Here is a 23,712-nt window from a genome sequence, read left to right on the forward strand (position 1 = left end):
CTCGTTGTCGGTCAACACATAGGTCGGTGCGCCACCGATGATGCGGAACGTCCGGTCCAGGCCGGCGAACACACTGGGCGCGGTGCGGTCTCGCAGCGCGATGACCACCCGGTAGCGGCACCACGCCAGCCACGCCACCAACAACACGACCTTGCGGCCATCCACAACCGGCCCGTCACCGAAGTCGTACTGCAACCACAACCCGGGTTCGGTGATTCACGGACGGTGAACCCGCGTATTGCCCAGGCGCCATTGGTCTTTCACTTTCGCCACCGCACGTCGTGTGGTACGTTCAGTGCCGCTATAGCCCAGTGCGACGAGCTTTTCGTGTGCCTTGTCGGCGCGGATCTTTCCTTTCGTGTCCTGCATCCACTGCTCGATATGCGGCAGGAAATTGTCGATCAACCGGGCGCGACGCACCGCTGGCGCCAACCCGGCAGCACGATCGTCGACCGCCCGTTTGACCGTGTGGTGGCTGCACCCGCACAACTGCGCGGCAGCCCGATACGACCCCGTCAGGTCGTAGGCATTGAGTATGTCCGTGAGTTCTCCGTCAGACGCCCAAGTTGGGCCTCTCCCGTGAGTGAGTTCGATACGACTAGGCATCGCTATCGAAGCCACGGGAGAGACCCGCTCAGCGCAGACGCGCCGTCGGATGAGACAGGTGTGGGCAAAATCGTGTCCGCCGACGGGCAGCTTCGTGACCGCGAGTGGGCAGTCCTTATTGGCCGTCAGCGGGCACTTTCGTGACCGCCCATGGGCAGTTTTTCATGTCCGCTGACAAACGATGATTATCGGCTAAAAGACTGGCTATATAGAGGTATGCCGGTATGACGGTCCAAGTGTTGTGAGCGCTGAACGACAACGCCGCGCAACAGAGCCCTTTCAGCATCTACTAGTCCACCGGTAGTCGATTGCGAGCCATCCGAAGTCTCGGTAGGGGTAGGCCATCTGCCGATCCTGACACGGCCCGAGTCCTCTCATTCTGAACCTTGCCTCGGCGCGCACCCAGCTGTTCGTTTTGTACGGGGGGACGTAGCCGGCCGGCGGGACCGGGCCGGGCGATGACCCCATGTGTACGCAGACGTCGAGTTCTCGTGCCGAACTCAGGAAACGAACTCGCGACGCACGACGCCAGATCACGACGATCTCGTCAGGCCGCCAGCAACATCGCCAGCACTGCGGTGTCCGGGTCGGCGTTGGGGTCGATCCCGACCTGGTTGCGCAGATTCACCACCGTGCCGTCGGCCTCGGCCTCGGCCCAGCCGGCGCGGTGTTCGAGACCGAGTTCGGGCAGGCCGGGCAGCAGCACGCATCCGGAGGCGACGTCGGCGCACTCGGGCAACGACGGTCGGGTCTGCGACGGCGGGTGCAGCATCACCAGCGCCGGCGGATTGGTGAGGAAGCGGCCCGCCTCCACGAAGCTGTCGTCGACGACATTGCCCACCGCGACCATCATCCCGACCGCGTCGGCGTCGGCATCGTCGGGACGCTCTTCGACGACCCCGAAGATGGTGGTGGTGGGCAGGAAGCCGGGCCGGCACGCGATTCGGACGGAGGCCACCAGCGTCTGCGTCCACTCGAGCGTCGACTCGGGCCACCGACCCGAGATCAGGATGCCGTTGAGTTCCCCTTCGAAGTGGAACGGCGTCAGGCCGATGGGTATGGAAGTCGTCATCACTGATCTCCCTCTGCCACAGGGTTCTTACTCCCGGACGAGGATCCGGATCGAAAATCGGATCCTGTGGAAGAAGAATCCACCTCGACGCCGGTGCTGACAACTCGAACACGGTTGTTGTGACGGTTCTTTTACACGACGTAACCCGGGTGTGGACGCTCGGACGCCGTCGGCCGAGCGTCCTGGGTGTGATGAGGCGGACACACGGCGGGACCGTCGGACCCACCAGGCACACTGGATGAGGTGAGTAAGTCTGTTCCGCTGCGCCCGATGGAGATGGCGTCAATCGCGATCTTCGGTGGCCTGACGGTCGCGGCGATCGTGGTCGCCGCTGTGGTGCCGCTGGCGACGGCGGTCGGGTTGTTGGCGCCCGTCCCGCTGGCCCTGGTCGCTGCGCGCACCCGGCCGCGGGCGTTGATCGCGGCGTCGGTGGCCGCCACCGGGGTCAGTTTCGCGATGGCAGGCACCGGGGCGGCGGCCACGGTGCTTGGGTCGGCGCTGGTCGGCGGCATCGTCGGCGACACCAAACGGCGTGGCCGAGGCATCGGCACCCTCGCAGTCGCGGGACTTGTCGCTGCCCCGGTGATCGGCGGGATCTCGGTGCTGCTGCTGCTCATCCTGGTGCCGTTGCGCACGTTGGCTCTGGAGGCCCTCGGCAATACCGTCGGCGGCCTGGTGAAACTGCTCAACCAGGTTCCGGGGCTGTCCGGACTGGCCGACACCGTCGACTCGCTCGGCACCAGCATGGTCGATCACTGGTGGGTGTGGATGTGGGTGTCCGGCGCGTTGGGGACCGTGGTGTCGCTGGCGGTGGCCTGGTGGTTGCTCGGCGGGGTCATCGCCCGGCTCGCCGACATCCCGAGCGAGGACACCCTGGACGCGGGCACCGTGGATCGCGAATCGGCGCAGGTGGGCCCGTTGCCCCTGCACCTGACCGATGTCGGGTTCCGCTACCGGCCGGACGGTCCGGTGGTGCTCGACGCCGTCGACGTATCGGTGGGCAGCGGTGAGTTCGTCGCAGTGGTGGGGGCGAACGGGTCGGGCAAGTCCACCCTGGCCAAGATCCTCGCTGGCCGGGCGCCGACGACGGGCTCGGTGACACGGCCCGGCGCCGCCGGTCTCGGACGCCACGGCGGCACGGCGATGGTGCTGCAGCGACCAGAGACCCAGATGCTCGGCTCGCGGGTGGCCGACGACGTCGTGTGGGGTCTGCCCTTCGGCGCCGAGGTGGACGTGGAGGGTCTGCTCGGTGAGGTCGGGCTGGCCGGTTTGGGGGATCGCGAGACGTCGGATCTGTCCGGCGGTCAGCAGCAACGGCTGGCCATCGCCGCCGCCCTGGCGCGTGACCCGGCTCTGCTGGTGGCGGACGAGGTGACCTCGATGGTCGACCCGGAAGGTCGGGACGAACTGCTGGCGCTGCTCGCCGATCTGCCGCGCCGGCGCGGCATGACCGTCGTGCTGATCACCCATCGGGGGGCCGAGGCCGCCGCCGCCGACCGCATCATCCACTTGCACAACGGTCGGGTGATCCCGCATCCGCCGCACTGGGTGCCGCGCCCCGGCATGGTCGAGGAACCGGCCCGGCCGACGCCGGTGGCGCAGGCCGGCGGGTTCGGTCCGCGGCCGGCGCAGCCGCTGCTGATGCTGCAGGGGGTCGGGCACACCTATCTCGCCGGTTCGCCGTGGGCGGTGCGCGCGCTGCACGACGTGTCGATCACCGTGCATCGCGGCGACGGGCTGCTCATCGTCGGCGGAAACGGTTCGGGCAAGACCACCCTGGCGTGGGTGATGGCCGGACTGATCGGGCCGTCGGAGGGGACCGCGACCCTCGACGGCGCGCCGAGTACCGACAAGGTCGGGGAGGTCGCACTGGCGTTCCAGCACGCCCGCCTGCAGTTGCAGAAGCAGACCGTCGGCGACGAGATCATGGCCGCCGGCGGAATCGAGGTCGGCAGCGCGGAGGTCGCCCGGGTACTCGAGGCGGTGGGCTTGCCGCGTGAGATGGCCGCGCGCCGAACCGATTCCCTCAGCGGCGGCCAGATGCGTCGGGTGGTGCTCGCCGGGCTCATCGCGCGGCGACCCAAGGTGTTGATCCTCGACGAACCGCTCGCTGGGGTGGACCCGTATGCCCGTGCCGAGATCGTCGAGATGCTCGGACGGCTGCGTGCCGAGGGGATGACGATCGTGATCATCTCGCACGATCTGTCCGATCTCGACGCGGTGGTCAGTCGGCGGGTTCGGCTCACCGACGGCACGTTGACGGTGGTCGATGCCCCGGGGATCTCCGGGCAGCAGTCGTTTCAGCGTGCAACCGGGGAGGCTGCGGAATGAGTGTGCGTACGATCCCGCTGCGCCAGGTGCCCGGCGACTCCATGGTTCATCGTCTGTGGGCGGGCACGAAACTGATCGTCGTGCTGCTGCTCAGCGTGATGACGTGGGTGCTGCCGTCGTGGCCGTCGCTGGGCATGGTGGCGGCGTTCGTGGTGATCACCGCGGTTGCGGCCGGCATCCCGTTGGGTGCCATCCCGCGGCCGCCCTGGTGGTTCTGGGGTCTGATCATCGCCGGCGGCCTGCTCAACGTGATGTTCGGCCCGGCGGCGCTGATCGTCTATCTGCGGGCGGTCACTCTCGGGTTGGTGTTGGTGGCGAGTTCGATCCTGGTGATCTGGACGACGCCGATGGCCGACATCGCCCCGGCGATCGCGACCCTGATGCGGCCATTGCGGATTTTCCGGCTACCGGTCGACGAGTGGGCTGTCGCCATCGCTTTGTGTCTGCGGGGGATGCCGATGCTGATCGACGAACTGCGGATGCTGCGCGCGGCGCATCGGCTGCGGCCGTCGGCGCCACCGCGCAGCGGCCATCCGGCGGCGGAGATGGGCGTGCTCGACATGATCACCGCCGCGATGTCGAGTGCGTTGCGGCGCAGTTCGGAGATGGCCGAGGCCATCACCGCTCGCGGCGGTACCGGCCGGCTGGCGGCTTACCCGTCGCGGCCGGGTCGCACCGATGCGGTGGTGCTGGCGGTGGTCGGCGTTGCGTGTGCCGCGGCGATCACGGTAACGATCCTGCTCTGAGCAGGCCCCCCGTACAGATAAACGCCGCCCGGCTCGGAGATCCGAACCGGGCGGCGCTGCACATCTGCTGCCGACGGGGCGTCAGGCCGGGACGATGAGTCCCTTGCCCTGGCTGCTCGCGGTGGCGTAGCGCTCCGCGGCGTCGGCCCAGTTGACGACGTTCCACCAGGCCTTGACGTAGTCGGGCTTCACGTTCTGGTAGTCGAGGTAGAAGGCGTGCTCCCACATGTCGAGCATGACGACCGGGATGATGGCCGCGGGGATGTTGCCGCTCTGGTCGGTGAGCTGCAGGATTACCAGCTTGCCGCCGATGGTGTCGTAACCCAGGATCGCCCAGCCGCTGCCCTGCAGCGTGGTGGCGGCGGCGGTGAAGTGTGCCTGGAACTTGTCGAAGCTGCCGAACTGATCGTCGATCGCGGCGGCCAGATCACCCTCGGGCTTGTCGCCTCCGTTGGGCGACAGGTTCTTCCAGAAGATGGAGTGGTTGGTGTGGCCACCGAGATGGAAAGCGAGCGTCGACGACAGGCCGTACACCTTGTCGGCGATGGTGCCGTCCTCGCGGGCCGCGGCCAGCTTCTCCAGAGTGGTGTTGGCGCCCTTGACGTAAGTGGCGTGGTGCTTGTCGTGATGGAGCTCCATGATCCTGCCGGAGATATGCGGCTCGAGCGCCGCATAGTCGTAAGGGAGATCCGGCAAGGTGTATTCAGCCACGATAATCCTCTCTGAGGTGCTGCTCGTTTGTCACTGCGCGCGTGGATCACAGGCATCGGACAACGGAGCCCGATGTCGGGTAGCGCGAGTACTTCCACCCTTACCCACCACATGGGCGATTGCAAACACTGCGGCACAATCTACTTCAAGTGTGGTTGAAGTCTGCGGGCCGAGAATCGGCCCGGAAAAGTAGCTCAGAGCAGCATCAACAGGACGAGGAGGGCAACCAGTGCGAGGGTGCTCGCGGCCGTCCCGACGCACGCCGACCGGACGTCATAGGTGGCGCGCGGGGTGCTCGGCCGAGAGCCGAGGGCCCGCCGGAGTTCAGAACTCGCGTGCGTTGCCATGAACACCCTTCGTCGTCGCTGATCCCAGCCGGAGTGACCATGATCACAACCCCGACGTGGGGGACATGATAGGCAGACCTTGCGAAATCCATCAACCCGTGGCGGCGCCGGCGACGCGTAGGATCGGACTCATGTCATGGCTTGACCAGCTTCTTTCCTCGCGATCACACAAACGGGAAATGATCTCGCCCGAACGGGCGCTGCCGGGTCGCGCCGAGGGAATCCCGGTCGCCGATGAGCATCTGCTCCTGCACCACCCGCTCCGGGGTGCGATCGACCCGGAATTCCCCGACGGCGATCTCGGCATCGGGGACTTCGGCCGAGGTCTGTCGGCGGTGATTCTGGCCGGTGGGTGTTTCTGGGGGATCGAAGAGATCTATTGGCAGCTGCCCGGCGTGTACACCACTGCCGTCGGCTACGCAGGCGGGTACACGCCGAATCCGACCTACAACGAGGTATGTAGCGCACGCACCGGACACACCGAATCGGTGCTCGTGGTGTTCGATCCCGAGGTGATCGACCTCGAAGGCGTCCTGAAGGTCTTCTGGGAGAGCCACGATCCCACCCAGGAGATGCGGCAGGGCAACGATGTGGGGACGCAGTACCGGTCGGCGATCTACACCCTGACCGACGCCGACGCTCGGCTCGCCGCGCAGAGCGCGGAGAAGTTCGAGACCGTGCTGAGGCAGGCGGGGCTCGGGCCCATCGCCACCGAGATCAGCCCGCTCGCCGACGCCGGGGACGGCCGCTTCTACTACGCCGAGGACTACCACCAGCAGTACCTCGCGAAGAACCCGCACGGCTACCGCTGCCACGCCGCCACCGGCCTGCGTTATCCCGCCGCCTGAGCAGGTGGCCGAGAAGATCACCACCGGTCAGTGGAACCGGACGCTGCTGCATCGCCAGCACCTGCTGGAGCGAGTCGCCGAGGACGCCATCGAGGTGCTCGACCGGTGCGTGGGCCTGCAGGCGCAGGACCCGCGTGTGCCGTTCTTCGGACTGGCCTCGCGCATCGCCGATTTCGACCCGTCCGAACTCGACGATCTGCTCACCGACCGCGAAGTCGTTCGGATGGCGATGTTGCGGTCCACGGTCTTCCTGATGGATGCCGAGGACGCCCGTTGGGTACGGCCGCTCGCGCAGCCGGCGCTCGACGCGGAACTGGCCATACATGCACGCAAGCTGAACGGGGTGCGGCCCGCGGATGTCGTGACCGATGCCGCCGAGTTGCTGGCGGGCGGGTCGTTGTCGGGTACCGAACTCGGCCGTGCGCTGCAGGAACGTCATCCCGACTCGCCGGCGTCGACTCTCGTTGCGGTGGCGCGGTGCGCCCTTCCGCTGGTCCAGGTACCACCGCGTGGGTTGTGGCGGGGGTCGGCCGCACCGACGTATCGGCTGTTCGACGACTGGGTCGGCTCGGGGGAGCCGGCGGTTACCGGCGATGAGGCGCGCCGTGATCTGATCCGGTTGTATCTGCGCGGTTTCGGCCCAGCCACCGTTGCGGGCATCCAGAGCTGGTGTGGGTTGACCAGGCTCACGCCGTTGGTCGAGGAGATGGAGGCCGATTGGGAACTCGTGGAGCGCATCGGGCCCGACGGTGAGCGGTTGTTCGACCTGGAGGGTCTCGACATCGTCGACGCCGATCGGCCGGCGCCGATCAGGCTGCTGTCGCCGTATGACAATGTGCTTGTCGCGCAGGCCGACCGGCGGCGGATCGCTGAGAAGGAGCGATTCGGCCGGCTGCGCACTCCCAACGGACGATCGCCAGGGTTCGTGCTGGTCGACGGATGGCTGGCCGGGTCCTGGCGTATCGCCGACGGGCGCGTCCACCTGGAGGTGATGATCGAGCTGTCGTCATCGCAGCGTGACGATCTGGAAACCGAAGTTCAACTGCTGCAGCAATTCCTCGACGGAAACGGTTGAGGCCGGATCAGTCCCCGGTGCGTGGGTTGCGGTTGGTGATGCAGTATCGGCGGCCCACGGGGTCGCGCATCACTGTCCACTGCTCGAGGCGTTCGACGACCTCGGCGCCCCAGTCCTCATGTCGCGCCACCTCGTCCTCGACGGCATTGGCTGCCAGGTCGAGATGGCCCGACGCGGTCTGGGAGGGATCGTCGGGACCGTTGCGTTGCAACAGGATTCCGATCGCGAGGGCGGGGTCGCGGGACAGGCGTACCAGCTCGGGGCGGCTGGTGGGCGTCGTCGGACGGCCGGTGATCGCAGACCAGAACTCGATTTCGCGGTCCCACGCGCCGTGCGGCACGTCGATGCATACCTGATCGATGATGCTGATCGTGTCGCCGGGCCACCGGATGGGTCGCGAACGTACTGATTCCCCCTGCCAGGCGACCAGGCAGAAGACAAATCCGGCCGGTGACGTCAGCGACACCCACCCGGTGTCGAGGCTGCTGCGAAGGATGTTGGCGCCCAGCCGGATCGCTTCATCGGTTGCCGCGCCCAGATCGTCGACGTGCAGGTCGAGGTGAATGCCGCCCGGCCCCTCGTCGATGCGCTGGACCCGCAGATGCGGATCCCCGTTGAACGGTTCGAGCGAAGCGAACTCGCGGTGCTCGCCCCGAGGCGGTGACACGGTACTGCCGGCGATCGCCCGCCAAAACGTCACCTCGGCGCCGAACTGGTCGGACGGGAAATCCAAGAACGCCGTGAGCCATCGGATTCGCACGCCGAAAGTCTAGGGCCGTCGAGCGCGCGGGGCCGCGCATTACACTCGGCCGCATGACCGGTGGACCCTTCAGATCGATCGCCAAGCGTGTGGCGCGTTCTCGCGCGGACCGGGTTGCCGTCGTCCGGCTCGACGGCCCGATCGGGCCGACCGGCGTGGGACGTCACGGGATCAGCACCGACGGCGTCGAGCCCATCCTCAAGCGGGCGTTCGGCACCGAGCACGTCAAGGCTGTCGTCATCGTGATCAACTCACCCGGCGGATCGCCCGCGCAGTCGGAGTACATCGCCGAACGCATCCGGCAACTGTCGGCGGAGAAGGGCGTGCCGGTACTCGCCTTCTGCGAGGACGTCGCGGCGTCGGGCGGATACTGGATCGCCTGCGCCGCCGACGAGATCTTTGCCGCTCACACCTCCATGATCGGGTCGATCGGGGTGGTCTCCTCGGGTTTCGGCCTGTCCGATGTGCTCTCCCGGTTCGGTGTCCAACGTCGGCTCTACACGGCGGGTGACAACAAGGCCCGCCTCGACACCTTCTCGCCGGAGCGGCCCGAGGACGTCGAGTGGCTGCGCGGTCTGCAGGGCGAGTTGCACGAGGCGTTCATCAGCTGGGTGCGGCAGCGGAGGGGCAAGAAGCTGAACGCGCCCGACGCGGAGTTGTTCAGTGGTGACCTGTGGGTGGGTGGCCGCGCGGTCGAAGTGGGCTTGGTCGACGCGATCGGCGTCATGCGGTCGGTGATCGCCGAGCGCTACCCGGATGCGGAGATCACTGTGATCGACGCACCCAAGCCGCTGCTCGCGCGGCTCCTCGGCGGGCAGGTGAGCGTGCAGAACGTTGTACAGAACGCGGTGACCGGTGCCCTCGAAGTGCTCGATCGGCCCATCAGAACCGAACTCCGCTGACTTGCGCAGAAGGGCCGGTTCGGCCGCCTCGTTGAGCAGTTGTGCACCGTTCTCCCCAAGTTATCCACAGGATGGCGCACGTTGGGGAAGATTCTTCGGGTGTGACCCAGCTCTGCACTTTGGTGAAGAGTGTGTAACACTGAGCAACCATTTCAGTGACGACTATCACACCACATGTGAAAGCGGTCACAGCGGAGGCGGAGGTCGGGCGGGGTTTCTCCACAATTTCCACAGTCTCATCCACAGGTTGATGGTCGCCGATGCACACTTCCGATCGGTTTGGCAAAGCGGCATGTGGATAGATATATGCAGGTCGTCATAGTCCGTTGTGCGGCGTCCGGCCCGTGTCAATCCGAGTCATGCGCGTCGAAGTTGTGCACAGGCGTTCCGGGCATGATCCGCGCCCGCGACCGGACGGCTGTGCCACCATGGTTCCGTGAGTATGGGCGACATCCGACAGGTGGCGGTGACCGAGCTCCCGAACGATTTCACCGACGACACCGACCGCGTGCTGCTCGACGTGCGCGAGCCCGACGAGTGGGCGTCCGGGCATGTCCGGGGAGCGCTGCACATCCCCCTCGGTGACGTTCCCGCGCGACTGGGTGAGATCGACCTCGACGCCGAGTTGCTCGTCGTGTGTCACTCCAGCGGGCGGTCGATGCGTGTGCTGCAGTACCTGGGCCAGATGGGCTACGAGGGCAGCTGTGTCCGCGGCGGCATGCTCGCGTGGGTCGAGAACGGCAAGCCCGTCGAGACCGGGAGTGCCGGCTCGCAATGATCGACCTCTGCCCGCGGTGCCGCATCCAGGCGCCCCACCGCCCCGGACGCGAGTGCTGCCCCCGATGTGGTGGTCCGCTCCGTGTGCTCGACTCGGATCTGCTCGGGCCTCCGCGGCAGGCGGCACCACCAGCCCCGGCAGCACCGCCGTCACGGCCGGCGCCGGTGAGCGGTCCGCGCAGTGGCCGGCTCTACCGGAGCCGACACGTCCGGTGGGTGGCCCGACGTCCACCCGAGGCGATTCCGACGATTCGACGACCGGAATTCGTCGCGCGGCCCCGCTACATCCCGCGCTACGTCTACATCCCGCAATGGGGACTCAAGGACGGGGGACTCAAGGACGGGGGACTCACAGACGGGGGCCTGGGCAACGCGACCGGCGGGCGGGCTGCCGCCTCGCGTGGTGGCGCACTGTCCGATGCCCTGACCCGTGCGCTGTACGTCCTGGCTGCCGCGCTCGGGCTGGCCGCAGTCGCGCACCTGCTGCGTTACGTCTTGCTGATCATCAACCGGTCCACGCCGGTTCCGGCGTGGACGGATCTGGTCACCTCCACCCTGGTCATCTTCGGTGGCCTGCTCGCACTCGGCTGCTTCGTGTACACGACCGTCGTCTTCGCGCGATGGGTGATGGCCATGCGTACCGAGGCCTACCGCTGCGTTGATCGTCGCGATCCACGGCCGCGGTGGCAGATCGTGCTCTTGGCGGTGGTGCCGCTGGTGAACGTGCTGGGTGTGGCCGTGCTGCTGCACGAGGCCGCCGACGTCCGGACCGACCTCGACCGCGACCGCACCCGACGCCGACTGACCCGCATGTGGGTCGCGTGGGCGATCGTGAACGCGCTGGCGGTGGCTGCGATCGTGACCCGGGTGGTCGCGACCTGGTCGGGATCGATCCAGACCGGTGCCAACGGCTTGGTGGCGGTCACCGTCTCCGCCGCGTGTTCGGCGGTGTTCGCGCGCTGGCTGGCCGACCGGCTCGAGTGCACTTTCGCGACCTCGCAGCAGGATCCGGTCCCGGCGCGCCGATGGGTGATGGCCGCATGACTGGCGCCGAGCAGGTCTCCCGTTCGGGGAAGCCCGCCGTCGTCGCCCATCGGGGGGCCTCGGCCGACCTGCCCGAGCACACCCTGGCCGCCTATGAACGCGCGCTTGCCGAGGGCGCCGACGGCCTCGAGTGCGACGTCCGGCTCACCAGCGACCACGAACTCGTCTGCGTGCACGACCGAACCGTCGACCGGACCTCCGACGGGGTGGGCGCGGTCAGCGAGATGTCGCTGGCCCAACTGCGCGAACTCGACTTCGGCAGTTGGCACCCGGCCGCAGAACCGGCGTCCGTGCTGACGCTGCGGGAGCTGATCACCCTCACCCTCGACTGGCGCCGGCCGGTCCGGCTGTTCATCGAGACCAAACATCCGGTGCGCTACGGCAGCCTCGTCGAACAAAAGCTCCTCGCGATGTTGCACGAGTTCGGTGTCGCCACTCCGCCGTCGGCCGATCACAGTCGCGCCGTGGTCATCTCGTTCTCATCAGCCGGGGTCTGGCGAATCCGTCGGCATGCGCCGATGCTGCCGACGATCCTGCTCGGCGACACCGCTCGGATGCTCGGTGGGAGCGCGGCGACCGCGGTGGGTGCCACCGGCATCGGCCCCTCGGTGGAGACGTTGCGGATGAATCCGGACCTCGTCGATCGTGCCGCGGCCGCCGGACGGGTCACCTACTGCTGGACCGTCGACGAGCAGCCGGATGTGCAGATGTGTGCCGACCTCGGTGTGCGGTGGGTTGCCACCAACAAACCGGCCAAGGTGCGCGACTGGCTCGTCACCGTCGACTGACCGCCCCGCCACCGCGCAGCCCGCGGTCACCGCGCGCCCACACCGTGAGAGGGTGGACGCATGGCGAAGAAGAGCAAACGCGGCAGTGGTCCGCGGCCGGGAAGTAATCGCGCCGAGCGGGTCGCCGCCCGCAAGGAGCGTCAGCGGGCCGCGATGGCGCCGCCGCCGCGGCCATTCGCCGGACTCGCCGCCGAATGCGACCTGGTGGCGATGCGCGCCTTCGTCGCCTCGGCCACAGTGGAACTCGGGTCCGAAGCATTGACCCAGGGAACCGATCGCAGCGTGCTGCTGGCCAGCATCCTGCCCGGTGCGGTGCGCGCGATCGTCCGCAACACCGACGATGGGCCGCAGGGTGTGGTCGCGCTGCAGACCGAGGTGGACCCCGACGACGTCGACCGGGAGATCGCCGACGCGCTCGTGTGGTCGACGCAGGCCGCCCCGGACACCGACTTCCGGCCATCCGACGAGCCGCCGGCACTGACCGATGTCCTCGCGCCGCAGACCCAGCTCGACATCGTCGTGCACGACGACTTCGGGTGGTGGTTCCCGCCGGGTACCGACGTCCCGGCCGAATTCGCCGACATGCTCGAGCAGGCCAAGGATTCGATCATGCCTAGCGCGCGGCTGTCCGCCAAGAGTGGGATCGGCGCACCCTGGTGGGTCGACGCCGGCGAGCGCGCCCACCTGCGTTGGGTGCGCCCCGAACCGGAGGACGAGGTGATGAACGCGCTCGCCCGGTTGCACGCGGCCGGTCGGCTCACCCTGGGCGAGGGGTCGCGGTTCGCCGGTTCGTTCCGCACCCACGGGCTACTGGTGCCGGTATTCGACCTCGACAACGAACTCCATCACGAGGAATGGGCGCCGGCGCTCGATCAGTTCGACGAATGGCTCACCGAGGCACTGGCGGTCGAGGGCGACCTGACCACCGCGGAGGTGCGCTCGCGCGACGGCATTCGCGGCCGTCAGGTCACCCTGCGCTGAGATCTCCGGGGGATCAGAGGTTCCCGCCGGCGGCCGGCGGCGGTGTCGCCGACGACGGTGCGTTCCCGTTGATCTCGCGCTGCACGAAGTTCTCCAGATCGAATAGGTTGCCCTGCGCACGATCGGCGATGGTCTGCAGGGTCGTCATCGTGGCGACCTCCTCGACCTGCTCGGCCAGGAACCACTGCATGAACTGCTCGCCGAGATAGTCGCCGCAGTCGCGCGCGGCACGGGCCAGGTCGACGATCTGTTCGGTGACCGACTTCTCCTGTGCCAGTGCGAGTTCGATGGGTTCGCGGTAGTCGGCGAAGGTGGTCCGTGGGGCCGGTGCGCCGGGGATCTCCACGTCGACGTCGCGGTCGAGGAAGTACTGCACGATCATCATCGCGTGGTTGCGTTCCTCCACGGCCTGAGCGTAGAAGTGCTTGGCCAGTTGCGGCATGTCGTTGCTGTCGTAGTAGACCGCGACCGCGATGTATTGCTGTGCGGCGGCGAACTCGTTGCCGATCTGCTCGTGCAGCAGTTTCCGGAAGACGGTGTCGTCGGTGCTCGATGTCATGGCGTCCAGAGTAGGCGCCACGAAATCCGGGGATCGGCTCAGCGCAGGCTAACTGAGTTGAGCCTCAGCACATTTCACCACCGACCGGCGTCAGCCGCCGATGACACCGGCTTGGGTGGAGAGCAGGTCTGCGGGCACCGCGGCGCCCTTGCGGATGTAGGTGAAGAACTGTTCGGTGTTGTCTCCGACGGCGAGCGAATCGCCGTCGGAGGTGTACTCACTGCCACCGGTCGGAGTGGTGGTGGTGATCGGGTCGCCGCGCAGCGACCAGGCCAGTCCGGCCAGATTCCACAGATGATCGCCGTCGTCCACGGTCACCGCATCGACCGCGGAGTTGACGAAGGGGATGAGCCGGAAGGGATTCAGCAGGACCGAGGGACTGGTGGCCTTCGCCATCAGGGCGCTGAGGAATTTGCGTTGATTCTCGATGCGCTCGAGGTCGGCGTTGGGGAAGGCGCGGGTCCGGACCAGGCCGAGCGCCTGTTGACCATTGAGATCCTGGCAACCGGCGGGCAGGTTCAAACCCGCCTTGGGGTCGTTGAGCGGCTGATCGAGGCAGATGTTGACCCCACCGACCGCGTCGACCACCTGGTCGAATCCGCCGAAACCGATCTCGGCGTAGTGATCGATGCGCGCACCGGTCAGCTGTTCGACGGTCTGCACCAGCAACTGTGGTCCGCCGAAGTTGAACGCTGCGTTGATCTTGTGCGAGCCCTGTCCCGGGATCGGCACGTACAGATCGCGCGGGATGCTGATCAGCATCGCATCACCGCTCGGCGGTTTGTACACCATCATGATGGTGTCGGTGCGGGAGCCGTCGCTGTCGCCGGTGGACAACTCGGCGCGCTCGGCGTCGCTGAGGTCGGCTCGCGAATCGGTGCCGACGATCAACCAATTGGTGCCGGGGGTGTCGGCCGGGCGCCCGGCGTAGGCCGTCAGCGCATCGGTGCGATGCAGTTTGCTGTCGTAGTAGAAGACCAGACCCACCGACGCGACCACCAGCACCAACAGCGCCACCAGGAGCAGTCGGCCGACGCGCAGTCGTCGTCGCCGACGGCGGCGCGGCTTCGGTGCGGCGGTTCCGGAGCGGCCGCCGGGTCGTCGGGGTCCGCCGCCATCACCGCCGTGGCGCGCCGACGACCCGGCACGCGCGGGCACCGGTCGTCGCATGCGTTCTGCCGCGGGGACGGGCTCGGGCCGCTGCGTGGGCGCGTAACTCTGCCGGTTGCCGGGTGACGCCGAACCCGGCGCATCCGACCAGGCCAGCGGGGGTCGGTAGTGCGCATCGTCGGCACGTCGGTCGCGCAGGTGCGCGGTGGCCTCCGGCGGGTTGGGGGGAACCGGATTGCGACGCGGTCCGGGCGCCTGACGGGTCCGGCCGGCGTCCGGATGGGGCGGCGGTGGACGACGCGGCGAACCCTGAGGGGGAGATGCGGAAGGTGGCGGCGGGGAAGCATGTCGCGGGGGAGATGGGACGGGTCTGCGAGCGCGGTCGCCGGCGCGCGGGGCGGGTCCTGCAGGGACGTCGCGCCGTCGCATCATCGGCTGGTCGGGCTCATTCATCTCATCCAATGTACGCATCGACGCCTCGCGTTCCGGCGCGCTGCGCGACCGAGTGGAGCGGACACACAATCAATCCATCAAGCACTGTGACATTCACTATTGACACATAGCCACCCCGGATCTAGTGTCGGAGATCACAGACGATGGGGTCCAGGAGGTGTTCGATGCCAGCGACATCGCAGGTGAGGCGGCATGATGGCGCAGGGCGGGTGGCAATTGCCCAACGCCTGATCAACGGGTCGGTGAAGCGGTCGTATGAGCCGGTCGTCGAACTGGACTGGGATCGCGAACCCGAATCCGATCGCTACTTCCTCCCGCCGCGGGTGCTGACGCTGGCCGGGACCGACCTGTGGGCCGGACTGTCGGAGGAGCGGCGGATCGAGGTGTCCCGACAGGAGCTGGCCAACATCCTGTCGGTCGGCATCTGGTTCGAGAACCTGCTCAACCGCACGCTGCTCGATCGCCTGATGGCCGCGGACCCGGCGTCGGCCACCACGCATTACGCGCTGACCGAGATGGGTGACGAGTGCCGGCACATGGTCATGTTCGGTCGGGCGATCGAATGGTCGGGCGCCCGGCCGTTCCGGATGCGGTGGTGGGAGCGGGCGGTGATGACGATGCTGCCCTCCGCGCTGCGCGGCAGCCTGCTGTGGGTGGCCGCCCTCGTCGGGGAGGAGATCTTCGACGCCCTGCAGCGCGAGATGCTCGACGATCCAGAGTTGCAGCCGCTCGTGGCACGGCTGATGCAGATCCACGTCGCCGAGGAAGCGAGGCACATCGGTTTCGCCCGGGACGGCATCATGCGCCGCACACCCACTCGCGGCCGGTGGGAGACGGTCGTGGCCGCCAACGGACATGCGCTGGCGGGGGTGCTGTTCCGGCGGCTGTTCACCAATCCGGCGATGTACACCCGCGCCGGCCTCGACGGCCGGGCCGCCGCGCGGGTCGCGCGCGCCAACCCGCACTTTCACGAGGTGCAGATACGTGGCTTTGCCTCGCTCGCGGCGTTTCTCGAGGACGCCGGACTGATGAGCCGGCTGTCGCGATACGGGTGGCGGCGCGGCGGATTCCTGCCATGAGCAGCCATCCGACGGTGGCGGTCACCGGCACCGGACTGCCGGCGCAACGCCTTCGAGCGCGCATCCGACGTTCGGCGGTGCGGATCAACATCGTCTCCGATGCCCTGAGGGCCGGGGTGGCGGTGCACGAGCGCAGTGCGCCCGCGGGGAGCTACCTCGATCTCATGTCGGCGGATCGCGACGGTGAGGTGTTTCTCGATGACCCACGGGCTGTTGACTATGTGGCGTCGATGCTCGAGCACCTCGCCGTCGTCGGTGCGCACTCGCTCACCGTGCGCAAGCCCATCGAGAACGAGTGGGCGGCCATCGGGACGCCCCGGCGTCGCAGGTCGCGGCTGCGTCGGTTCCGTCCCGACGACTACGACTGGGTGGGTGTCGAATCCATCGAGGACGACGTCGTCGACGGCATGGCGGTGCTGTCGGTCGATGGCGACGAGCTGTCGGCGCGAGTGCGGGTGACGGGTCATCTCGACCCACTCGACGGGCGATACCACTGGGCGGGCGTGGTTTTCGGTGACGAAGTCCGACGGTGGAAGAACAACCGGGTCACCACGGTGGCCGTCGCGATGGACGGCGGCGAGCCGGTGGGTGCCCGGCTGGCCGAGGTCACCCCCGCCGGTACGGTTCGGATCGTGGGAGTGGGCGCGCCGCCGTACGCTCTCGACGCGCTGGTGGTGTGAGAGCGATCGGTCAGCCGACCCAGCTCAGATGGTCGTGCAGCAGCGCATAACCGACGAAAGCGACGATGTCCATCACCGCATGCGCCACGACGAGCGGCCACACCCGCGAGGTGACCTGGAAGAACCGCCCGAACACCAGTCCCATCACCACGTTGCCGAGTCCCGCGCCGACACCCTGGTACAGGTGGTAGCCGCCGCGTAGCACCGAACTCGCGGCGAGAGAAGCATTCTCGGATGCACCGAGTTGCCGTAGCCGGGTGATGAAGTAGGCCACCACGATGATCTCCTCGGCGGCGGCGTTGCCCACCGCGAGCAGGATCAGGATCGGCCAGCGCCACCACACCCCGTCGACCTCGCTGGGGACCAGGTGTGCGTTGACGCCCAGCGCACGAGCGATGGCCACGAGCGCCAGGCCCGGCAGCCCCACCACTGCGGCGAGTCCGACGCCGGTGGGCAGGTCGCGTCGCGTTGGCCCTCGGTCGAGGCCGGCGAGCCGCAGAAATCCACTGCGCCACAGCAGGTACACTCCCAGCCCGCCGATCGCGAACAGTCGCAGGGCGCTCATCAGCTGACGGGCGAAGTCGATCCACCCCAGGTCCGAACGTGACGGATTCAGCGCGACTGTCGTGTTGCCGATGCCGCCGGCCAGCTGTGCCTCCACCAACGACAGGGCCGCCGAGATCGCGGAGAACGCAAAGGTGAGGGCGCCGACGATGACCAGCTCGAGGATGAGTGCGCGGCGTTCGACGGGGTCGGTGACGACGGCGATCCCGGCCGGACGCGCGGGGTGCACAACCGATCTCAGCGTGGCGCGCATGATGGCCAGCGTACGGGCCGGGCGCCTCCGGTCTCAGTCCGGCAGGCTGTTCAGGAAGGGGCAACCCGCGAGCGTGCGCAACGCCTGGGAGAGTTCGTGGACATCGGAGACCGGTCGCTTGAACGGCAGTCGCACGTCGGAATCCCCGCCGCGTCCCTCGATCCGGAAGCGGATACCGAACCGGTCCAGTCCGAGTGGCCGAACGCGGCCGTCGCGCATGTCTCGCGGCAGGCGCCGCACAAGCTGTCCGACCAGGTCGGCGTGATCGGAATCCAGATGTGCGATCCAGTCGCCCTCGTACTCCCAGAACGGGTCCGGGGTCACCCGCGAGCTCGGCAGACGGGACCGAGGCCGCACCCGCGGAGGTGGCGATGACGGCGCTGTCGATCTGCAGCCGCAGCATCGAACTGCCGTGGCCCAGGTCGAGTAGCCCGTCGTCGGGGTGTTCGGTGGCGATCTCCACGGCCAGATCGCGTTCCAGATTCGTGGGGACGGCATGCAGGGTGCCGTTGAGCCAGACCAATGACCGAACCCGTTCGCGCAGATCGATCGGGGCGCAATCGGTGACCTCGACCATGGCGGCGATCCCGTCGGGGCAGTCACCGGCCAATGTCACCGCGTCGCCGTCGGTGGGGACCAGGACGAATGCCTGCGACTCGAACAGATGCACCACGTTCACCGGAGTCGGCTCGGCGCCCTCGACAGCGAGGGTGGCGACGCTGACCTGGCGGCATGCGGTCTGGATCAGTTCGGCGTCCGACGGACGGTCGGTGAGTGCCCGAGTCATGCGCTCCTCGCTTTCGATCGGCGGGTTTGTCCTTATTAAGGCAACCCTAACCTAAATACCTATCCGGTGTTCGTCAATCCTTTCGATGACGGGTCCGAGAACGTCGATCGGCGGTTGCGTCGGCTCGACTAGGCTCTTGTCGTGTCCGTGTTCGCCTACTTCGGTCCCTCGGGGACCTTCACCGAGATCGCCCTCGACCGGCTGCTGACCACCCGGCTGCCGCGGCAAAGCGCCCCCCGCCCGACAGGTGACGTGGAGAAGATCGCCGCCAAGAGCCCGGCCGCCACCATCGAGATGGTGCGCGCCGGGGCGGCCGATTTCGGCTGTGTCCCGATCGAGAGTTCCGTGGAGGGTGCGGTCCCGGCCACCGCCGACGCGCTCGTCCCGCCGGGGCCGGGTACCGCCGGGCGGGTGCAAGTGTTCGCCGAGGTCGTGCTCGACGTCGCGTTCACGATCGGCGCGCGATCGCCATTGGAACCGTCACAGGTGCGCACGGTGGCGGCCTATCCGGTGGCAGCGGCGCAGGTGCGCGAATCCATCGAGAAGCTTTATCCGCAGGCGCAATTCGTCACCGCGTCGTCAAATTCGGGTGCTGCCGCCGACGTTGCGGACGGCAAGGCGGACGTGGCCGTCACCACCTCGCTGGCGGCGGAGTTGTCGGGCCTGGTGGTCCTCGCCGACGCGGTGGCCGACGCCGACGACGCCTACACCCGGTTCCTGCTGATCGGCGCACCGGCCGCGCCGCCCGCGGCGACCGGCTCCGACCGGACGTCGGTGATCCTCGACCTCCCGAACGTGCCGGGCAGCCTGATGACTGCGATGGACGAATTCGCCTCGCGTGAAATCGATCTGACGCGAATCGAATCCCGTCCGCGGCGCGACGTGCCGGGTTCCTACCGCTTCTACCTCGACGCCGTCGGTCATATCGACGACGACGCGGTCGGGGAGGCGTTGCGCGCGTTGTACCGCCGTTGTGAGCGGGTGGTGTTCCTGGGCTCGTGGCCCTGTGATCGCGCCACGGGGTCCCCGCCGCCCGACACCTCCGACAGCGTCGCCTGGTTCGAGAGTCTGCGCGGCGGGGAGGTGCGCTAGTGGCGCGGCTGTATCTGGTTCGTCATGGTGAGACCACCTCCAACGTCATGCGGCGCCTCGACACCGCCCTGCCCGGCGCCGCGCTGACCGATTTCGGTGTGCGCCAAGGGGTTCGCTATGCGCTGGAGAATCCGCGATCGAGTGACGTGGTGTTGGTGAGTTCGGTGGCCAGGCGTGCGCAGCAGACCGCAGAGCTGATCGGATCGGTGTGGGAGGTGGACCCCGACGTCGCCGAGGGCATCCACGAAGTCCAGGTGGGTGACCTGGAGGACCGTTCCGACGACGACGCCCACGGCGTGTTCAAGGACGTCGTCGAACGGTGGCATCGGGGGGATCTCGAAGCGCGGCTGCCCGGCGGCGAGTCACTGGCCATGGTCTATGACCGCTACCTACCGGTCATCGACGACCTGCGCGCGGGGCATCTCGAGGGGGCTGATCAACGCGATGTCGTGGTGGTCAGTCACGGCGCGGCGATCCGGTTGATCGCGGCCCGCCTGGCCGGTGTCGACCCCGGCTTCGCCGCAGAGACACACCTGCGCAACACCGGTTCCATCGAACTCGAGTTCGTCGACGGATTGTGGCGCCTGCACCGGTGGGGTGCGGTGGCCGGCCCGTTCGGTCCGCGCATCGACGAACCGCTGGTGACCGAGCCGTCCGCCGATCCGATGGGGTAGTTCTCGTCGTTGGTCCGGCGGGACTGGTCTCGATACGGCGCCTCGCCCAGGGGCTCGGTGCCTACTCGACCACCGACTATGGGCGTCGGCGGGCCACCAACCGCTGGTCGAGGGCCGCCAACCGCTGGCGACTACTCGACCAACCGCTGGCCGAGGGTCGCCAACCGCTGGTCGATGGCCGCCAACCGCTGGCGAGGGCCGCCAACCGCTGGTCGAGGGCGACCAACCGCTGGCGACTACTCGACCAACTGCTGGTCGAGTAGTCGCGAGGCGCTAGCGGGTCCTCTGTCGCAGTGCTGGTCATCCCGCACTCCATTCTGCCATCGACCATCTTTCACACGTAATGATACCTAGCATCTATCACAAATGCTAGGTAGCATGCTCGGTGATCGACTCCGATGACGACAGCGAAGGGTGGCGGCGATGGGTGTACGGCGGCCGTGGAAGATGCGGTGTCACTACGACCGCACGAAGGTGTCCAGCGGCGACCCGGAGATGGTGGGCACCTACACGATTGACACCGCGCGGCCGATCGATGCGATGTCTGCCCACGCTGATCGGGAGGTGGCCGAGGATGCCGCGCAGACGGTGTCACGCAATGGTGGGCCGTGTCCTAGCGCGACCCCGCCACCACCCAAGCCAAAGTGGTCAAACGCCAGATCGGCAACGCCGTAGCCGTACCGGTCGCCACCTTCCTCGGCCACCGCGTCGCCGCCAGCCTGTCCACCAGCCCCACCACGGTGGCGGCATAATCCACCCCACCACCCCGGAAAGGACCAGCACCGTGAGTACGTCCCGCCAGGTCGCTGTCAGCTATCAACCGCTCTCGCAGAAGATCTACGCCGGCACACTCAACGCCGCCGGCAATGCCTTCCTCGCCGGTAAACGCGATGTCACCCACTCCGCGATCGCCGCAGCCGCCCAGTACATCCTCGATACCTATCCCGAGGGCATGGTGCTCTGTGGCCCGGACGGCACCGGCTGGAGCATTGACGTCACCCCGCTACCGGCCGCCGACCCCCGCGACGGTGAGCCTATCGACGGCGAGCACAGCGACCGGTGATTACCTACCTCGAGCACGCCCGCACCGAGGCTGGCCTCACCCAACAACAACTGGCCACCGCCGCCGGCGTGCACCGCATGACCGTCGCCTCGATCGAGGGCGGTAACGCCCCCAAACCGGCCACCGCCACCAGCCTGGTCACCGCACTGGCCCACCACGGCATCGACGACGTCGACCCCACCTCGGTGCACCAGGGACGACTCCGCAGCGACCCCGACGCCGCAGCCGCGCTCTATCAACTCGGCCGCCTGCTGACCTACCTGCCGCTGCGCTCACCCAAAGACGAGTTCTGGACCATCCTCGGCGAACACCTCGGCCGCGCACCGGACTTCCTACGCACCAGACTGCGCACCCTGCACACCGACATCTACGACCTCACCGACCACGAACTGACCGCCGTCGACGACCTCGCCCACCTATTGCGCCACCTGCCGGCCACCCCAGCCACCGCCCACGCCCTACGCGGCGGCCACTGGTTCGCCACCGACGACATCGCACTACTGTGGCTCACCACAACCACCACCGCCGCCTGGACACTGTGGCTGCACACCAACCCCGACCACCTACCCCGCTGACACCCGCCGATTCGCTACCTACTCAGGAGAGAGATTGCGCCTCTACCGTCGAACTCGTTCGGCCCTGATGTTCCTCATTTGTACTGTGGTTGCCGGAACCCTTGTAGCAGCATGTGGGTTTCAAGAAACGCCGTACCGCAAGAGCATCGACGCGAACGGCGCTGCCGAACGCATCGAACGACGAGGTATGCACGTCCCCGACGGCTTCGAGTTCGCCCAAGGATATGTCTGGCCGGTGGCTTCGGTCGGCTCCTCAGCGTTCGCCATCCGGTACGACGGGCCTACCGATCAGTTCCGGACGTTGCAAGCAGCGGACTTCACTAGCGGGCTGTCGCAGTTCGAGGATCTGCCGTGCGCGTCTATTCCCTCACCGTGGGCCGGCGACGATCTCACCGAGCTCGGTTTGGCTTGCCCCGCCGGCGGTGGCGCGCGGATCAGCCGGTCCCAGAGTGCCCGCAATCCCGACCAATCTCTGACCCAGGCTGAACAGGCAATTGTCCTGAACTCCACCCCGTCACATACACAGGTGTTCGTGGTCTACAGCGGGACGTAGCCGAGCCACCGGTGCGCAACCGGCGACTCGGCTACTGGCTTGCTAGCGCAGGCCTTCCCACGCGATCTGACTGCCATGTCCGAAGACCTGGAACCACTTGTTGATGCCGAGCCGGAACCCGCGCAACGCGATCTCCGTGGCGAAATCGACCGGAAGCGAGTTGGTGTACTCGGGGTCGAAATCGTAGACATCGTAGGTGTGTGCCTGCTGCACCAGCTTGATCGGATGCTGGCCCGCCGGACCCGGCCGTGCGATGACCGATGTGCACGCCGACATCGAGTACCTGCCGGCCGCGTACCACTGATCACTGCCCGACAGCCCTCGGGTCAGAATCCAGCGCTTGCGCTCAACTCCCTCATCATCCTTGTCGATCGCGATGAAGGTCGCTTTGAAGGGCTTGTTGAGCCGATCGGCATATTCGATGGCGGTGGCGACAGTCCGGTCACGATTGGCAGACCGCACCAGCGCGGGTGCAGTGAAACCGTCGATCCCGGTGAACGACTCTTCCATCCACTCGTCGATGGTGCTCGGTGCCAGTGTGACGGCGATGCCCGGGTCTTCGTACATGTGCTTCCACAGGTACCGGGTAACTTCATAACCCCCCAAGGTGGCCAGGGCGTTGTCGACCATGACCGCTTCCTGGCGATTCTGCTCAGCCAGAGAGCCGTCGGGATCATCGACGGTGTTCCAGTCCGCGAAGGTGTCTGGCGTGGGCGGCCACGCGGGATACTCCGGGAAAATCCAGGTGTCATCGAGGGTCAACTCATCGGACTCGTCGACCTGGTGAACGCCGCCGAGCTGGCCGTCCCACAGTTGGATCGTTCCTCGTTGGAATGTCTGCGAGACGTTATCGCCGGTGTAGACCGGGTCACCTGTCGGGTAACCGTACGGTCCGGCTTCATAGCCCGAGAGACCCCAGAACATGTGCAGCGGCCCGTACACCGGGTGCGCCCCGGTGGTGGGGTGCCAATAGATGGCTCCGCCCTGGAAGGTGGTGAAGCGGCCCGTGCCGTCGGGCGCGACGACCTCGTCCGAGGTCGGGAACTTCAGCACCCCGGTCTCGGCGCCGAGGGCTGTCCACTTGTCGTAGATGGCGCCCTGGATCGAGTGCGCTCCGGTAGCCGGCGACCAGTAGATGTGGCCGCCCTGGAACTGCTGGCGGCGGCTGATGCCGTCAGACAGCACGATGAGGTTCCCCCCGAACCGTAGAGGCATCGATAATGAGGAGCACGATGCCAGAGAAGCGGAAGAAGTACGACCGGGAGTTTCGTGATGGGGCGGT

25 protein-coding genes and 2 pseudogenes are annotated in these 23,712 nt (G+C 67.4%); 17 read left to right on the plus strand and 10 right to left on the minus strand.

From position 1 onward, the window contains the following. Positions 1-606, minus strand: a pseudogene (locus tag ACIGKQ_RS24115) (IS21 family transposase); the annotation flags it as partial. Positions 607-1,153: 547 nt separating this feature from the next. Beyond that, a complete protein-coding gene (locus ACIGKQ_RS24120; RefSeq protein ID WP_235725684.1) occupies positions 1,154-1,678 on the minus strand; it encodes a peptidase in 525 nt (174 codons plus the stop codon). Positions 1,679-1,948: 270 nt separating this feature from the next. Between ACIGKQ_RS24120 and ACIGKQ_RS24125 the strand changes: the two genes are divergently transcribed. Together ACIGKQ_RS24125 and ACIGKQ_RS24130 are read left to right on the plus strand one after the other, a co-directional pair. Further along, positions 1,949-4,009 carry an ABC transporter ATP-binding protein gene (locus ACIGKQ_RS24125; protein WP_396575107.1) on the plus strand — a complete coding sequence of 687 codons (2,061 nt, stop codon included), beginning with the start codon at positions 1,949-1,951 and terminating at the stop codon, positions 4,007-4,009. Then, the gene (locus ACIGKQ_RS24130) at positions 4,006-4,755 is read left to right on the plus strand and encodes an energy-coupling factor transporter transmembrane component T family protein (RefSeq protein ID WP_396575101.1); all 750 of its coding nucleotides are present in this window, start codon (positions 4,006-4,008) and stop codon (positions 4,753-4,755) included. Before ACIGKQ_RS24125 ends, ACIGKQ_RS24130 begins: the two co-directional genes overlap by 4 nt. 81 nt (positions 4,756-4,836) lie before the next feature. Here ACIGKQ_RS24130 and ACIGKQ_RS24135 read toward each other — a convergent pair whose 3' ends face one another. Both ACIGKQ_RS24135 and ACIGKQ_RS24140 read right to left on the minus strand, forming a co-directional pair. After that, the gene (locus ACIGKQ_RS24135; RefSeq protein ID WP_235725690.1) at positions 4,837-5,466 is read right to left on the minus strand and encodes a superoxide dismutase; all 630 of its coding nucleotides are present in this window, start codon (positions 5,464-5,466) and stop codon (positions 4,837-4,839) included. A gap of 194 nt (positions 5,467-5,660) precedes the next feature. After that, the gene (locus ACIGKQ_RS24140) at positions 5,661-5,813 is read right to left on the minus strand and encodes a hypothetical protein (RefSeq protein WP_235725692.1); all 153 of its coding nucleotides are present in this window, start codon (positions 5,811-5,813) and stop codon (positions 5,661-5,663) included. Positions 5,814-5,944: 131 nt separating this feature from the next. Here ACIGKQ_RS24140 and msrA point away from each other — a divergent pair, with 131 nt between their 5' ends. Then, positions 5,945-6,661 carry a peptide-methionine (S)-S-oxide reductase MsrA gene (gene msrA, locus ACIGKQ_RS24145; protein ID WP_235725698.1) on the plus strand — a complete coding sequence of 239 codons (717 nt, stop codon included), beginning with the start codon at positions 5,945-5,947 and terminating at the stop codon, positions 6,659-6,661. Between the two features lie 4 nt (positions 6,662-6,665). Beyond that, positions 6,666-7,736 (plus strand): winged helix DNA-binding domain-containing protein, encoded by a 1,071-nt coding sequence (locus ACIGKQ_RS24150; RefSeq protein WP_396575102.1) that lies wholly within the window; start codon positions 6,666-6,668, stop codon positions 7,734-7,736. Between the two features lie 7 nt (positions 7,737-7,743). On the opposite strand, the gene ACIGKQ_RS24155 is transcribed toward ACIGKQ_RS24150, so the two are convergent. Next, positions 7,744-8,496 carry a VOC family protein gene (locus ACIGKQ_RS24155; RefSeq protein ID WP_235725702.1) on the minus strand — a complete coding sequence of 251 codons (753 nt, stop codon included), beginning with the start codon at positions 8,494-8,496 and terminating at the stop codon, positions 7,744-7,746. 53 nt (positions 8,497-8,549) lie between these two features. Between ACIGKQ_RS24155 and ACIGKQ_RS24160 the strand changes: the two genes are divergently transcribed. From ACIGKQ_RS24160 to ACIGKQ_RS24180, 5 genes are all read left to right on the plus strand, one after another. Beyond that, positions 8,550-9,398, plus strand: a complete 849-nt coding sequence (locus tag ACIGKQ_RS24160) for a S49 family peptidase (protein ID WP_235725703.1) — start codon at positions 8,550-8,552, stop codon at positions 9,396-9,398. Between the two features lie 442 nt (positions 9,399-9,840). Then, positions 9,841-10,176, plus strand: coding sequence for a rhodanese-like domain-containing protein (locus ACIGKQ_RS24165; RefSeq protein ID WP_235725737.1), 336 nt, complete (start codon positions 9,841-9,843; stop codon positions 10,174-10,176). A gap of 83 nt (positions 10,177-10,259) precedes the next feature. Continuing rightward, positions 10,260-11,219: a DUF4328 domain-containing protein gene (locus ACIGKQ_RS24170; protein ID WP_396575103.1), complete on the plus strand. Its 960-nt coding sequence runs from the start codon at positions 10,260-10,262 to the stop codon at positions 11,217-11,219. Next, complete coding sequence (locus ACIGKQ_RS24175) at positions 11,216-12,007, plus strand: glycerophosphodiester phosphodiesterase (protein WP_235725705.1); 792 nt, start codon at positions 11,216-11,218, stop codon at positions 12,005-12,007. Before ACIGKQ_RS24170 ends, ACIGKQ_RS24175 begins: the two co-directional genes overlap by 4 nt. 60 nt (positions 12,008-12,067) lie before the next feature. Further along, positions 12,068-12,988 (plus strand): DUF5926 family protein, encoded by a 921-nt coding sequence (locus ACIGKQ_RS24180; RefSeq protein ID WP_396575104.1) that lies wholly within the window; start codon positions 12,068-12,070, stop codon positions 12,986-12,988. Between the two features lie 13 nt (positions 12,989-13,001). Here the strand turns inward: ACIGKQ_RS24180 and ACIGKQ_RS24185 are convergent, their stop codons facing one another. Both ACIGKQ_RS24185 and ACIGKQ_RS24190 read right to left on the minus strand, forming a co-directional pair. After that, a complete protein-coding gene (locus ACIGKQ_RS24185) occupies positions 13,002-13,547 on the minus strand; it encodes a ferritin (RefSeq protein ID WP_235725707.1) in 546 nt (181 codons plus the stop codon). A 90-nt stretch (positions 13,548-13,637) separates the two neighbouring features. Further along, positions 13,638-15,110, minus strand: coding sequence for an LCP family protein (locus ACIGKQ_RS24190; protein WP_396575105.1), 1,473 nt, complete (start codon positions 15,108-15,110; stop codon positions 13,638-13,640). 164 nt (positions 15,111-15,274) lie between these two features. Between ACIGKQ_RS24190 and ACIGKQ_RS24195 the strand changes: the two genes are divergently transcribed. Together ACIGKQ_RS24195 and ACIGKQ_RS24200 are read left to right on the plus strand one after the other, a co-directional pair. After that, a complete protein-coding gene (locus tag ACIGKQ_RS24195; RefSeq protein WP_235725712.1) occupies positions 15,275-16,189 on the plus strand; it encodes a diiron oxygenase in 915 nt (304 codons plus the stop codon). Further along, positions 16,186-16,869 (plus strand): DUF4873 domain-containing protein, encoded by a 684-nt coding sequence (locus ACIGKQ_RS24200; protein WP_235725713.1) that lies wholly within the window; start codon positions 16,186-16,188, stop codon positions 16,867-16,869. The genes ACIGKQ_RS24195 and ACIGKQ_RS24200 overlap by 4 nt, the downstream gene beginning before the upstream one ends. 10 nt (positions 16,870-16,879) lie before the next feature. Here ACIGKQ_RS24200 and ACIGKQ_RS24205 read toward each other — a convergent pair whose 3' ends face one another. Together ACIGKQ_RS24205 and ACIGKQ_RS24210 are read right to left on the minus strand one after the other, a co-directional pair. After that, on the minus strand, positions 16,880-17,686 hold the full coding sequence (locus ACIGKQ_RS24205; protein WP_287014784.1) for a CPBP family intramembrane glutamic endopeptidase: 807 nt from the start codon (positions 17,684-17,686) through the stop codon (positions 16,880-16,882). A 33-nt stretch (positions 17,687-17,719) separates the two neighbouring features. Beyond that, positions 17,720-18,473 (minus strand): annotated as a pseudogene (locus ACIGKQ_RS24210) (DUF2470 domain-containing protein). Between the two features lie 141 nt (positions 18,474-18,614). On the opposite strand from ACIGKQ_RS24210, the gene pheA reads away from it, so the two are divergent. The 6 genes from pheA to ACIGKQ_RS24240 all read left to right on the plus strand — a co-directional run bounded on the left by pheA (position 18,615) and on the right by ACIGKQ_RS24240 (position 22,430). Beyond that, entirely contained in the window at positions 18,615-19,565 is a 951-nt protein-coding gene (gene pheA / locus ACIGKQ_RS24215) for a prephenate dehydratase (protein ID WP_287014786.1), read from the plus strand. After that, positions 19,565-20,239, plus strand: a complete 675-nt coding sequence (locus tag ACIGKQ_RS24220) for a histidine phosphatase family protein (protein WP_235725724.1) — start codon at positions 19,565-19,567, stop codon at positions 20,237-20,239. Before pheA ends, ACIGKQ_RS24220 begins: the two co-directional genes overlap by 1 nt. 644 nt (positions 20,240-20,883) lie before the next feature. After that, positions 20,884-20,991: a DNA cytosine methyltransferase gene (locus ACIGKQ_RS24225; protein WP_235723267.1), complete on the plus strand. Its 108-nt coding sequence runs from the start codon at positions 20,884-20,886 to the stop codon at positions 20,989-20,991. Positions 20,992-21,023: 32 nt separating this feature from the next. Continuing rightward, entirely contained in the window at positions 21,024-21,302 is a 279-nt protein-coding gene (locus tag ACIGKQ_RS24230) for a hypothetical protein (RefSeq protein ID WP_235723268.1), read from the plus strand. Further along, entirely contained in the window at positions 21,299-21,877 is a 579-nt protein-coding gene (locus tag ACIGKQ_RS24235; RefSeq protein ID WP_235723269.1) for a helix-turn-helix transcriptional regulator, read from the plus strand. Before ACIGKQ_RS24230 ends, ACIGKQ_RS24235 begins: the two co-directional genes overlap by 4 nt. Before the next feature lie 34 nt (positions 21,878-21,911). Beyond that, positions 21,912-22,430, plus strand: a complete 519-nt coding sequence (locus ACIGKQ_RS24240) for a hypothetical protein (RefSeq protein ID WP_328716073.1) — start codon at positions 21,912-21,914, stop codon at positions 22,428-22,430. 42 nt (positions 22,431-22,472) lie between these two features. Here the strand turns inward: ACIGKQ_RS24240 and ACIGKQ_RS24245 are convergent, their stop codons facing one another. After that, positions 22,473-23,615 (minus strand): LGFP repeat-containing protein, encoded by a 1,143-nt coding sequence (locus ACIGKQ_RS24245; RefSeq protein WP_396575106.1) that lies wholly within the window; start codon positions 23,613-23,615, stop codon positions 22,473-22,475. Between the last annotated feature and the right edge of the window lie 97 nt (positions 23,616-23,712).

Origin of the sequence: Gordonia sp. NPDC062954, assembly GCF_044543825.1 — a bacterium.
Taxonomy (GTDB): Bacteria; Actinomycetota; Actinomycetes; order Mycobacteriales; family Mycobacteriaceae; genus Gordonia; species Gordonia tangerina.